Here is a 12,073-nt window from a genome sequence, read left to right as displayed (position 1 = left end):
AGGGGCCCGCACCCAGCCGAGTCGTCCACACAATGGACCCATCGCGCCCCTTGCAGCGTCACCGGCAGCTCGCGAGCGAGTCTGCGCGCGCATCCACGATGTGTTTCGCTGCGGCTTGCAATCGGATAGACAGGTGGCAACAGGGTGTTCCCCCAAGGAGTCTCCCGTGTTGCCGTCATTTTCTCCCGCTCTACTCGCGCTCGCCGACGGCACGGTCTTTCGTGGTTATTCGATCGGCGCCCCCGGGCATACCATCGGTGAAGTCGTGTTCAACACCGCCATCACCGGCTATCAGGAAATCCTGACTGACCCGAGCTACGCGCGCCAGATCGTGACCCTCACGTACCCGCATATCGGCAACGTCGGCGTGAACGCCGAAGACGTCGAAGCGACGAAAGTCCATGCCGCCGGCCTGATCATCCGTGATCTGCCGGTTCTCGCGTCGAACTTCCGCATGGAGCGCACGCTCCCGCAATACCTGCAGGACGAAGGCGTGGTCGCCATCGCCGGCATCGACACCCGCAAGCTGACCCGCGTGCTGCGCGACAAGGGCGCGCAAAACGGCGCGATCCTCGCCGGGTCCGACGACGAAGCCAAGGCCATTGAACTCGCGCGCTCGTTCCCGGGCCTCGCCGGCATGGACCTCGCGAAGGTCGTGTCGACGAAGGAAGCCTACGAATGGACCAAAACCGAATGGCAACTGGGCACCGGCTACGGCGAGCAGAAGGCGCCGAAGTACCGCGTCGTTGCATTCGACTACGGTGTCAAGCAGAACATCCTGCGCATGCTGGCCGAGCGCGGTTGCCACGTCACCGTGCTGCCGGCGCAGGCGAGCGCGGCTGACGCGCTCGCGCTCAACCCGGACGGCGTGTTCCTCTCGAACGGCCCTGGCGATCCGGAACCGTGCGACTACGCGATCGCGGCGACGAAGGAGTTCATCGAGCGCGGCATTCCGACCTTCGGCATTTGCCTTGGCCATCAGATCATGGGCCTCGCGGTCGGCGCGAAGACGATGAAGATGAAGACCGGCCACCACGGCGCGAATCATCCGGTCAAGGATCTCGAAGACGGCCGCGTGGTGATCACGTCGCAGAACCACGGCTTCGCGGTCGATGCCGACACGCTGCCCGCCAACACGCGCGTGACCCACGTGTCGCTGTTCGACGGCACGCTGCAGGGCTTCGCGCTGACCGACAAGCCGGCGTTCTGCTTCCAGGGCCACCCGGAAGCATCGCCCGGCCCGAACGATGTCGCGTACCTGTTCGACCGCTTCACCGCGTTGATGGACGCGCAGAAGAACGGCAAGAGCGCAGCGGCTTGACGCAGTAAGGCCGGCCGCACAAGTCAGCCGCAGACGGAAACGAAAGCGGCTCGCGGCGGCCGCGGCGGCCCGCTGCACGAGTCGGCGGGCGCGCCGCGAAACAGCGCGTGCAACGTGAAACCGGCGCGCGCCGACGGAAAGAATTCAGGAATACATTAGCGAGAGCGTTATGCCCAAGCGGACAGACATCAAGAGCATCCTCATCATCGGCGCGGGTCCGATCATCATCGGCCAGGCGTGCGAGTTCGACTATTCGGGCGCGCAGGCATGCAAGGCGTTGCGTGAGGAAGGCTACAAGGTCATTCTCGTCAACAGCAATCCGGCGACGATCATGACCGACCCGAACACGGCCGACGTGACCTACATCGAACCGATTACGTGGGAAGTGGTCGAGCGCATCATCGCGAAGGAGCGCCCGGACGCGATCCTGCCGACGATGGGCGGCCAGACCGCGCTGAACTGCGCGCTCGATCTGCACGCGCACGGCGTGCTGGCGAAGTACGACGTCGAGCTGATCGGCGCGTCGCCGGAAGCGATCGACAAGGCGGAAGACCGCCAGAAGTTCAAGGACGCGATGACCAAGATCGGCCTCGGTTCGGCCAAGTCGGGCACCGCGCATTCGATGGAAGAAGCGCTGCAGGTGCAGGCGAAGATCGCCGCGGAAACCGGCTCGGGCGGCTATCCGGTCGTGATCCGTCCGTCGTTCACGCTGGGCGGTTCGGGCGGCGGCATCGCCTACAACCGCGACGAGTTCGAAGAGATCTGCAAGCGCGGTCTCGACCTGTCGCCGACGCGCGAACTGCTGATCGAAGAGTCGCTGCTCGGCTGGAAAGAGTACGAGATGGAAGTGGTCCGCGACAAGGCGGACAACTGCATCATCGTTTGCTCGATCGAAAACCTCGACCCGATGGGCATCCACACCGGCGACTCGATCACGGTTGCGCCGGCGCAGACGCTCACCGACAAGGAATACCAGATCCTGCGTAACGCGTCGCTCGCGGTGCTGCGCGAGATCGGCGTCGACACGGGCGGCTCGAACGTGCAGTTCTCGATCAATCCGCAAGACGGCCGGATGATCGTGATCGAAATGAACCCGCGCGTGTCGCGCTCGTCGGCGCTGGCGTCGAAGGCCACCGGCTTCCCGATCGCGAAGGTCGCGGCAAAGCTCGCAGTCGGCTACACGCTGGATGAACTCAGGAACGAAATTACCGGCGGCCAGACCCCGGCGTCGTTCGAACCGACGATCGACTACGTCGTCACGAAGATCCCGCGTTTCGCGTTCGAGAAATTCCGCGAAGCCGATTCGCGTCTGACGACCCAGATGAAGTCGGTCGGCGAAGTGATGGCGATCGGTCGCACGTTCCAGGAGTCGTTCCAGAAAGCGCTGCGCGGCCTCGAAGTCGGCGTCGACGGCCTCGACGAAAAGACCGCGAATCGCGACGAAATCATCCGCGAGATCGGCGAAGCCGGTCCGGATCGCATCTGGTATGTGGGCGACGCGTTCCGCGTCGGCATGAGCGCGCAGGAAATCTTCGAAGAGACCGCGATCGACCCGTGGTTCCTCGCGCAGATCGAGCAGATCGTGCTGAAGGAAAAGGCGCTGGCCGGCCGCACGCTCGCGAGCCTCACGAAGGAAGAGTTGAAGTATCTGAAGCAGAGCGGCTTCTCGGACCGGCGTCTGGCCAAGCTGCTCGGCGCGAAGCCGGCGGAAGTGCGCGCGCGCCGTATCGAGCTGAACGTGCGTCCGGTGTACAAGCGCGTCGACACCTGCGCGGCGGAGTTCGCGACCAAGACCGCATACATGTACTCGACCTACGAGGAAGAGTGCGAAGCGAACCCGACGAACAACAAGAAGATCATGGTGCTGGGCGGCGGCCCGAACCGGATCGGCCAGGGTATCGAGTTCGACTACTGCTGCGTGCATGCCGCACTCGCGATGCGCGAGGACGGCTATGAAACGATCATGGTCAACTGCAACCCGGAAACCGTGTCGACCGACTATGACACCTCCGACCGTCTGTACTTCGAATCGCTGACGCTCGAAGACGTGCTCGAAATCGTCGACAAGGAAAAGCCGGTCGGCGTGATCGTGCAGTACGGCGGCCAGACGCCGCTGAAGCTCGCACTCGATCTCGAAGCGAACGGTGTGCCGATCATCGGCACGTCGCCGGACATGATCGACGCGGCCGAAGACCGTGAGCGCTTCCAGAAGCTGCTGCAAGACCTCGGTCTGCGTCAGCCGCCGAACCGCACCGCGCGCGCCGAAGATGAAGCGCTGAAGCTCGCGGACGAAATCGGCTATCCGCTCGTCGTGCGTCCGTCGTACGTGCTGGGCGGTCGGGCGATGGAGATCGTCCACGAGCCGCGCGACCTCGAACGCTATATGCGCGAGGCCGTGAAGGTGTCGAACGATTCGCCGGTGCTGCTCGACCGCTTCCTGAACGACGCGATCGAATGCGACGTGGATTGCATCTCGGATGGCGAAGCCGTGTTTATCGGCGGCGTGATGGAGCACATCGAACAGGCGGGCGTGCACTCGGGCGACTCGGCCTGCTCGCTGCCGCCGTATTCGCTGTCGAAGGCGACCGTCGCCGAACTGAAGCGCCAGACCGCCGCGATGGCGAAGGCGCTGAACGTGGTCGGCCTGATGAACGTGCAGTTTGCGATCCAGCAAGTGCCGCAGGCTGACGGCTCGAAGGAAGACATCATCTACGTGCTCGAAGTGAACCCGCGCGCGTCGCGCACGGTGCCGTACGTGTCGAAGGCGACCAGCCTGCCGCTCGCGAAGATCGCGGCGCGTGCGATGGTCGGCCAGAAGCTCGCTGCGCAAGGCGTGACGAAGGAAGTCGAGCCGCCGTACTTCAGCGTGAAGGAAGCGGTGTTCCCGTTCGTCAAGTTCCCGGCGGTCGATCCGGTGCTCGGACCTGAAATGCGTTCGACCGGCGAAGTGATGGGCGTCGGCCAGACCTTCGGCGAGGCATTGTTCAAGTCGCAACTCGCGGCGGGTTCGCGTCTGCCGGAATCGGGCACGGTGCTGCTGACCGTGATGGACGCCGACAAGCCGAAGGCGGTTGAAGTCGCGCGCATGCTGCACGAACTCGGCTACCCGATCGTCGCGACCAAGGGCACGGCTGCCGCGATCGAAGCGGCCGGCGTGCCGGTCAAGGTCGTCAACAAGGTGAAGGATGGCCGTCCGCACATCGTCGACATGATCAAGAACGGCGAGATTGCGCTGGTCTTCACGACGGTCGACGAAACGCGCGCGGCGATCGCCGATTCACGTTCGATCCGCATGAGTGCGCAGGCGAACAAGGTGACTTACTACACGACGATGTCGGGCGCACGTGCCGCGGTGGAGGGTCTTCGTTATCTGAAGAACCTGGAAGTCTATGATTTACAAGGACTCCATGCTCGCCTAAACTAAGGCTTCGACTACCTGTCCAAGATGTAAGTGCCGCGGTTAAGCGGCGTTCCGCAGGTGCTGCGGCCCGGGTCTGTCCACGGGCGGCGGCTTTCGCGGAATGCACTTAACCGCGGTGATTTTTTTTATGGCCGTTTTTTGCCTCCAGAGTTGTTTATGAGCACTATTCCATTGACGAAGCGCGGCGCAGACATGCTGCGCGATGAATTGCAGCGCCTGAAATCGGTTGAACGTCCGGCCGTGATCAACTCGATCGCGGAAGCGCGCGCCCAGGGCGATCTGTCGGAAAACGCGGAATACGACGCTGCGAAGGAAAAGCAGGGCTTCATTGAAGGCCGCATCGCCGAAATCGAGTCGAAGCTCGCGGGCGCGCAGGTGATCGATCCGTCGCAAGTGGACGCGGACGGCCGCGTGGTGTTCGGCGCGACGCTCGAGCTCGAAGACCTCGAGTCGGGTGCGTCGGTCAAATACCAGATCGTCGGCGACGACGAAGCGGACATCGACCACGGCCTGATCTCGATCAGCTCGCCGATCGCGCGTGCGCTGATCGGCAAGTCGGAAGGCGACGTCGCGTCGGTGCAGGCACCGGGCGGCATCCGCGAATACGAAATCATCGCGGTCAGCTACGTCTGAGGATGGCGCCGGTGTCTCTGATGCCCCATCGTTTTTTCCGCCTGTTGACGGTGGTGTGGGTCGGTAGTCTGCTGACTATCGGCTATGCGGTGGCGCCCGTGCTGTTCACGACGCTCGACCGGACCACGGCGGGTGCTGTTGCCGCTCAGCTGTTTCGTATTCAGGGTTTGATTGGCGTCGTGTGCGGCATTTTGCTGCTCGGTCTCGCCAATCTGCTCGTACGGCGCGGAAGTGGCCTGTATCGCCGTCTGCGCTGGCTACTCGCCGGCATGCTCGTATGCGTGCTGGTTGGCTATTTCGCGTTGCAGCCGTTCATGAATGCGATGCGCGTGGCCGCGCTCGAGGCGGGCAGCGACGTCGGGCACTCCGTCTATGCGACGCGCTTTGGCATTCTGCATGGCGTGTCGAGTCTGTTTTATCTGATCGAGAGCCTGCTAGGTGTTGCGCTCGTTTGGTTGCTGCCGGCGCGAGTCGGCGCTGCGGCCGAGGAGGAGGGCGCGCGCGAAGTCACAGGGAAGGTGGCAGGCTGAAGCTTGCGGCTGGCGTGTGGTGTGACGCGGCGCTATTGCCGCCGGTCGGATTCCGATGCCCGCGATCAACCTCACGTTGCGACGAATCGTTGCGATTCCAGTGCCGATTGCGGTTCATTTGCGAACTTGCTTCGGCCTTTCGCTCAAGGTCACCGATGCACGGTGGCACGGTGCGGGGTCGATCCGCACCCGGCCGCGTGCTCTCTTACTTCGACTGATGCGAACGCTTCGCGCTGGTTTGACGCTTCTTCGCGCGCTTGATGTTGCCGCCCTGCGTCACGCGTTCATTGCCGCGTACCAGCACCGCTTTGGCTCGCGGCTTGCGCATCGGCACGTCGGTCGGTTTGACGACTTTGACGACGCGCGGTGCGCGTCCCTTGGCCGGCCGGGCTTCTTCAGCTGCCGCTTCGCGGGCGCTCGGCAACGCACCGCGCTTCGCTTTTGCCGCCGGCTGTGCCGATTCGGGCTTCCAGATCACGAGCAGCTTGCCGATATGCTGGATCGGCGCCGCGTTCAGGGTGTCGCAGATTTCTTCGTAGATGGCGATGCGCTCCTCGCGCTCATCGCCGAACACGCGGATTTTGATCAGTTGATGCGCGGCGAGGTGCACCTTGATTTCGGCGAGCACAGCGTCGGTCAAGCCTTCGGCCCCGACGAGCACGACCGGTTTGAGCGCATGTGCCTGGGAGCGCAACTCGGCGCGTTGGTCGGAAGAGACTTTGAGGGCTGGCATGGAAAGTGGAAGACTCGACTAAAATGGCGGCTCCTGCGTTTTCGTCCGATCGCCGAGCGATTCGGGCGGATTGATTCGGCAGGGCGCGCGTGAGAACAACAGAATCGCGGATGGTCGCCAGTCTGGCGGTGACCGCGTGAATTAACCGCGTATTATCCCCTAAAGCGCGACCCTACGCAGCAATAGTTCAATCTTTAATGGCAAAAAACAAGTTCAATACCGCGTGGCTGCACGACCACATCAACGACCCGTACGTCAAAATGGCGCAGCGGGAAGGCTATCGTGCCCGCGCGGCCTACAAGCTCAAGGAAATCGATGAGCAGGACAAGCTGATCCGTCCGGGGCAGGTGATCGTCGATCTGGGTTCCTCGCCAGGCAGCTGGAGCCAGTACGCGCGCAATAAGCTCGCGGGCGGCTCGCAACGGAACGCGGAACGCGAAGGTGGCATCGACGGCACGATCATCGCTTTGGACATCCTGCCGATGGAGCCCGTGGCCGACGTGCACTTCATCCAGGGCGATTTCCGCGAAGACTCGGTGCTGGTCCAGCTCGAAGAATTGGTCGGTGCGCGCCAGGTGGACCTTGTAATTTCGGATATGGCGCCCAACCTGTCGGGCGTGGCGATCGCGGATGCGGCGCGGATCGAGCATTTATGCGATCTCGCGCTCGAATTTTCGCAAAATCACCTGAAACCGGATGGTGCCCTTTTAGTCAAATGCTTTCACGGCAGCGGATATAGTCAGATTGTCGAAAAGTTCAAGCGCCAATTCAAGGTGGTGGCGGCCCGCAAGCCGAAGGCATCGCGTGATAAATCGTCAGAAACATTTATTTTGGGTAAGCATCTGAAGCGTCCCACATAGGGATGCGGCGAGTCAGTTACACCTCTGCCAATAATGAGCTGGATGCGTCGGAGACCGGCGTCAAGCTGGCCCGCTACCCTATTTCCGTGGTAGTGAAACGTTATGGCAGGGGTCTGCGGACTGGATTAGAATGCTTTCGTGGTGCCGCAAGGCAAATGTAGGCGCCCGTCTAAGTGAAGGAGTGGTGCTTTGAACAACAATATGTTTTCGAAAGCAGCAGTGTGGCTGGTAATCGCACTGGTGCTGTTTACGGTGTTCAAGCAGTTCGACAAGCCCCGTGTCCAGGAAGGCGTTTCCTATTCGCAGTTCATGGACGACGCGAAGAACGGCAAAGTCAAGAACGTCATTGTCCAGGGGCGGAACCTCACGGTCACTCCAGCAGACGGCCAGAAGTACCAGATCGTGTCGCCCGGCGACATCTGGATGGTCGGCGATCTGATGAAGTATGGCGTACAGGTGAGCGGCAAGGCTGACGACGAACCCAATGCACTGATGTCCGTGCTGTATTACCTCGGGCCGACGATCCTGATCATCGGCTTCTGGTTCTACATGATGCGACAGATGCAGGGGGGTGGCAAAGGCGGGGCCTTCTCGTTTGGCAAGTCGCGTGCGCGGCTGATCGACGAGAACAACAACGCAATCAATTTCACCGACGTCGCCGGTTGCGACGAAGCCAAGGAAGAAGTGTCGGAACTCGTCGACTTCCTGCGCGATCCGCAAAAATTCCAGAAGCTGGGTGGACGTATTCCGCGCGGTGTGTTGCTCGTTGGCCCGCCGGGAACAGGTAAGACGCTGCTCGCGCGTGCCATCGCCGGCGAGGCGAAGGTGCCATTCTTCAGCATTTCGGGTTCGGACTTCGTGGAAATGTTCGTCGGTGTCGGCGCGGCTCGCGTGCGCGACATGTTCGAGCAGGCCAAGAAGCACGCGCCGTGTATCGTGTTCATCGACGAAATCGACGCGGTCGGCCGTCATCGCGGCGCCGGCATGGGCGGCGGTAACGACGAGCGCGAACAAACGCTGAACCAGATGCTCGTCGAAATGGACGGCTTCGAGGCGAACTCGGGCGTCATCGTGATCGCCGCGACGAACCGTTCGGACGTGCTCGACAAAGCGCTGTTGCGTCCGGGCCGTTTCGACCGTCAGGTGTACGTCGGTCTGCCCGATATCCGCGGCCGCGAGCACATCATGAAGGTGCACCTGCGCAAGGTGCCGATCTCGAACGACGTCGACGCGGCAGTGATCGCGCGCGGCACTCCGGGCTTCTCGGGCGCCGATCTCGCGAACCTGGTCAACGAAGCAGCACTGTTCGCGGCGCGCCGCGGCAAGCGCATCGTCGAAATGACGGACTTCGAGGACGCGAAGGACAAGATCTTCATGGGTCCGGAACGCAAGTCGGCCGTGATCCGCGAAGAATCGAAGCGCGCAACCGCGTATCACGAATCGGGTCACGCGGTGATCGCGAAGCTGCTGCCGAAGGCCGATCCGGTGCACAAGGTCACGATCATTCCGCGCGGCCGTGCGCTGGGCGTCACGTGGCAGTTGCCGGAGCACGACAACGAAACGTACTCGAAGGACTACCTGCTCGACCGGCTTGCAATCCTGTTCGGTGGCCGCGTCGCGGAAGAACTGTTCCTGAACCTGATCAGCACCGGCGCGTCGGACGACTTCAACAAGGCGACGCAGACGGCTCGCGCGATGGTCGCCCGTTTCGGCATGACGGATGCGCTCGGACCGATGGTCTATGTCGACGACGAGAACGACGCTTCGCCGTTCGGCCGTGGTTTTACGCGGACCATTTCGGAAGCGACGCAACAGAAGGTCGACTCGGAAATCCGTCGAGTGCTTGACGAGCAGTACAATCTCGCACGGCGCCTGCTCGATGAGAACCGCGACAAGGTCGAAGCGATGACCGCCGCACTGATGGAGTGGGAGACGATCGACGCCGATCAGATCAACGACATCATGGCAGGCCGTCCGCCGCGTTCGCCGAAGAGCTCGCCGCCGTCGGCAAGCGACGCCTCGTCGGGCGGCAGCCCGGGCACCGAAGTCAAGCCGGGCAGCGCAACCGCGCCGGCCTGATCGGTAGTCGATAGAAAGTGCGGGCCGGTGTGCTACACACCGGCCCGTTTTGCATTTATCCGTTTCAAGTGAAGCATTGTTACGTGTCGAAAGTCGATTCTTCTTCCGCACCCCTTCCAGAACCGCTGCAATGCGGCCGCTTCAAGCTGACGTTCGAACGCCCGTTGATCATGGGCATCCTGAACGTCACGCCCGATTCCTTCTCCGACGGCGGCAAGTTCGCCATGCGCGGCGATGCGCTGCGCCAGGCCGAGCGCATGATGCTCGAAGGCGCGGACATCATCGATATCGGCGGGGAATCGACGCGTCCGGGCGCGCCGCCGGTGCCGCTCGACGAAGAACTCGAGCGGGTGATACCGCTCGTCGAGCAACTGCGTGGTGCGAACGTGCCGTTGTCGGTTGATACGTACAAGCCGGAAGTCATGCGTCATGCGTTGAGCGCGGGCGCCGACCTGATCAACGACATCTGGGGCTTCCGCATGCCCGGCGCGATCGACGCAGTGCGCGACAGCGACTGCGGCCTTTGTGTGATGCATATGCTCGGCGAGCCGCAGACCATGCAATTGGGCGAGCCGCACTACGCCGACGTCATCAGCGAGGTGCGTCAATTCCTCGAGGAGCGTGTCGCGACGTTGCAGCAGGCGGGGATTGCGCGCGAACGCATTAGCGTCGATCCCGGTTTCGGCTTCGGCAAGGTCGTCGTCGAGCACAACTACGCGTTGCTCGCGCATCTGCGCGACACGGCACCGCGCGCCGCATCGCCATATCCAATTCTTGCGGGCATGTCGCGCAAATCGATGATTGGCGCGGTGACGGGGCGGCCGGCGCCCGAGCGCGTGGCCGGCAGCATCGCCGCGGCGGTGTGCGCGGCCGAGCGGGGCGCCGCGATCCTGCGCGTACACGACGTCGCACAAACAGTCGATGCATTAAAAGTATGGGCAACTCTGCGCGACGCAGCCAATCAGAGCCGCGCGCAGGGTTGAACCCGCAGCCACATACAGGGAGAACAAATATGGCACGTCGTTACTTCGGAACGGACGGCATTCGAGGCAAGGTCGGCGAAGGTCCGATCACGCCGGAATTCGTGTTGCGTCTCGGCTACGCGGCCGGCAAGGTGCTCGCGGGCGCCGATCGATGGGCGAAAACAGGCACCCGCCCGACCGTGCTGATCGGCAAGGACACGCGGGTCTCGGGCTACATGCTCGAAGCCGCGCTCGAATCGGGCTTTTCAGCGGCCGGCGTCGACGTGATGCTGGCCGGCCCGATGCCGACACCCGGCATCGCCTATCTGACGCGCGCGCTGCGGCTTGCCGCCGGCGTCGTGATCAGCGCGTCGCACAACCCGTACTACGACAACGGCATCAAATTCTTCTCGGCCGACGGCAACAAGCTGCCGGACGATGTCGAAGCGCTGATCGAGGAGCAGCTCGAGTTGCCGCTCGCGTGCGCGCCCTCCGAGCGTTTGGGCAAGGCACGCCGTCTGGACGACGCGGCCGGCCGCTACATCGAGTTCTGCAAGAGCACGTTCCCGGCCGCTTACGACCTGCGCGGCATGAAGCTTGTCGTCGATTGCGCGCATGGCGCCGCGTACGACGTCGCGCCGCATGTGTTCCATGAGCTCGGCGCGGAAGTGATCCCGATCGGCGTCTCGCCGAACGGCTTCAATATCAACGACGGCGTCGGCGCAACCGCGCCGGATGCGCTGGTTCGCGCGGTGCGGGCAAATCACGCGGACCTCGGTATCGCGCTCGATGGCGACGCCGACCGTCTGCAGGTCGTCGACGCATCCGGCCGCCTGTTCAACGGCGACGAGCTGCTGTACGTGCTGGTCAAAGACCGGATCGCGACTGCCGGCCAAGTGGAAGGTGCGGTCGGTACGCTGATGACCAACATGGCCGTGGAAGTCGCGCTGCAGAAAGCCGGCGTCAAGTTCGTGCGCGCCGCGGTCGGCGACCGCTATGTGCTCGAACAGCTTCGCGAGCACGGTTGGCAGCTTGGCGCGGAAGGCTCGGGCCACATTCTGTCACTCGATCGCCATTCGACCGGCGACGGCATCGTCTCCGCTCTGCTCGTGCTGGCGGCGATGCAGCGAAGCGGCAAGTCGCTCGCGAATCTGCTCGACGGTGTCACGCTGTTCCCGCAGAAGCTGATCAACGTGCGCATGAAGCCCGGCGCGGACTGGAAGGGTAGCGAGACGATTCGTAGCGCGATCAAGATGGCTGAAGGCGCGCTCGACGGCCGTGGTCGCGTGCTGATCCGCGCGTCGGGCACCGAGCCGGTACTACGCGTGATGGTAGAGGCGCAGAACGCTGCGGACGCGGTCGCACATTCGGAAGCGATTGCCGAAGCCGTGCGGGTAGCGACGGCCTGATCGCTTCCCGAGCAGGCGGTGGGGGGGGGGGGGGGGGGGGGGGGGGGGGGGGGGGGGGGGGGGGGGGGGGGGGGGGGGCGGGGGGGGGGGGGGGGGGGGGGGGGGGGGGGGGGGGGGGGGGGGGG

Annotated in this window: 9 protein-coding genes; 8 read left to right on the top strand and 1 reads right to left on the bottom strand. The window is 63.4% G+C overall.

Going from position 1 to position 12,073, the window contains the following annotated elements; translation table 11 throughout:
* Positions 1–166: 166 nt before the first annotated feature.
* The 4 genes from carA (at position 167) to L0U84_RS14250 (ending at position 5,905) form a co-directional block, all read left to right on the top strand.
* The gene (carA, locus tag L0U84_RS14265) at positions 167–1,321 is read left to right on the top strand and encodes a glutamine-hydrolyzing carbamoyl-phosphate synthase small subunit (protein ID WP_233850668.1); all 1,155 of its coding nucleotides are present in this window, start codon (positions 167–169) and stop codon (positions 1,319–1,321) included.
* Positions 1,322–1,490: 169 nt separating this feature from the next.
* A complete protein-coding gene (gene carB, locus L0U84_RS14260) occupies positions 1,491–4,745 on the top strand; it encodes a carbamoyl-phosphate synthase large subunit (protein WP_233850667.1) in 3,255 nt (1,084 codons plus the stop codon).
* Between the two features lie 153 nt (positions 4,746–4,898).
* Positions 4,899–5,375 carry a transcription elongation factor GreA gene (greA, locus tag L0U84_RS14255; RefSeq protein ID WP_233850665.1) on the top strand — a complete coding sequence of 159 codons (477 nt, stop codon included), beginning with the start codon at positions 4,899–4,901 and terminating at the stop codon, positions 5,373–5,375.
* A gap of 20 nt (positions 5,376–5,395) precedes the next feature.
* Positions 5,396–5,905 (top strand): DUF4149 domain-containing protein, encoded by a 510-nt coding sequence (locus L0U84_RS14250; RefSeq protein ID WP_233850663.1) that lies wholly within the window; start codon positions 5,396–5,398, stop codon positions 5,903–5,905.
* A 205-nt stretch (positions 5,906–6,110) separates the two neighbouring features.
* Here the strand turns inward: L0U84_RS14250 and L0U84_RS14245 are convergent, their stop codons facing one another.
* Positions 6,111–6,638, bottom strand: a complete 528-nt coding sequence (locus tag L0U84_RS14245; RefSeq protein ID WP_233850661.1) for a YhbY family RNA-binding protein — start codon at positions 6,636–6,638, stop codon at positions 6,111–6,113.
* A 197-nt stretch (positions 6,639–6,835) separates the two neighbouring features.
* On the opposite strand from L0U84_RS14245, the gene L0U84_RS14240 reads away from it, so the two are divergent.
* The 4 genes from L0U84_RS14240 (at position 6,836) to glmM (ending at position 11,948) form a co-directional block, all read left to right on the top strand.
* A complete protein-coding gene (locus L0U84_RS14240; protein WP_233850659.1) occupies positions 6,836–7,498 on the top strand; it encodes an RlmE family RNA methyltransferase in 663 nt (220 codons plus the stop codon).
* A gap of 189 nt (positions 7,499–7,687) precedes the next feature.
* Complete coding sequence (gene ftsH / locus L0U84_RS14235; protein WP_129958219.1) at positions 7,688–9,577, top strand: ATP-dependent zinc metalloprotease FtsH; 1,890 nt, start codon at positions 7,688–7,690, stop codon at positions 9,575–9,577.
* An 83-nt stretch (positions 9,578–9,660) separates the two neighbouring features.
* Positions 9,661–10,560 carry a dihydropteroate synthase gene (gene folP, locus L0U84_RS14230; protein WP_442794004.1) on the top strand — a complete coding sequence of 300 codons (900 nt, stop codon included), beginning with the start codon at positions 9,661–9,663 and terminating at the stop codon, positions 10,558–10,560.
* Positions 10,561–10,589: 29 nt separating this feature from the next.
* Entirely contained in the window at positions 10,590–11,948 is a 1,359-nt protein-coding gene (gene glmM, locus L0U84_RS14225; RefSeq protein WP_233850657.1) for a phosphoglucosamine mutase, read from the top strand.
* The last annotated feature ends 125 nt before the right edge of the window (positions 11,949–12,073 follow it).

This window comes from Paraburkholderia sp. HD33-4, from assembly GCF_021390635.1.
Lineage (GTDB): Bacteria > Pseudomonadota > Gammaproteobacteria > Burkholderiales > Burkholderiaceae > Paraburkholderia.
The sequence above is the reverse complement of the archived record's forward strand: the minus strand, read 5'-3'. Positions and strand labels throughout refer to the sequence as shown.

Excerpts from the sequence above, each read along its gene's own strand:
- carB (WP_233850667.1), top strand. The coding sequence starts at position 1,491 with ATGCCCAAGCGGACAGACATCAAGAGCATCCTCATCATCGGCGCGGGT.
- greA (WP_233850665.1), top strand. The coding sequence starts at position 4,899 with ATGAGCACTATTCCATTGACGAAGCGCGGCGCAGACATGCTGCGCGAT.
- L0U84_RS14250 (WP_233850663.1), top strand. The coding sequence starts at position 5,396 with ATGCCCCATCGTTTTTTCCGCCTGTTGACGGTGGTGTGGGTCGGTAGT.
- L0U84_RS14245 (WP_233850661.1), bottom strand. The coding sequence starts at position 6,638 with ATGCCAGCCCTCAAAGTCTCTTCCGACCAACGCGCCGAGTTGCGCTCC.
- L0U84_RS14240 (WP_233850659.1), top strand. The coding sequence starts at position 6,836 with ATGGCAAAAAACAAGTTCAATACCGCGTGGCTGCACGACCACATCAAC.
- glmM (WP_233850657.1), top strand. The coding sequence starts at position 10,590 with ATGGCACGTCGTTACTTCGGAACGGACGGCATTCGAGGCAAGGTCGGC.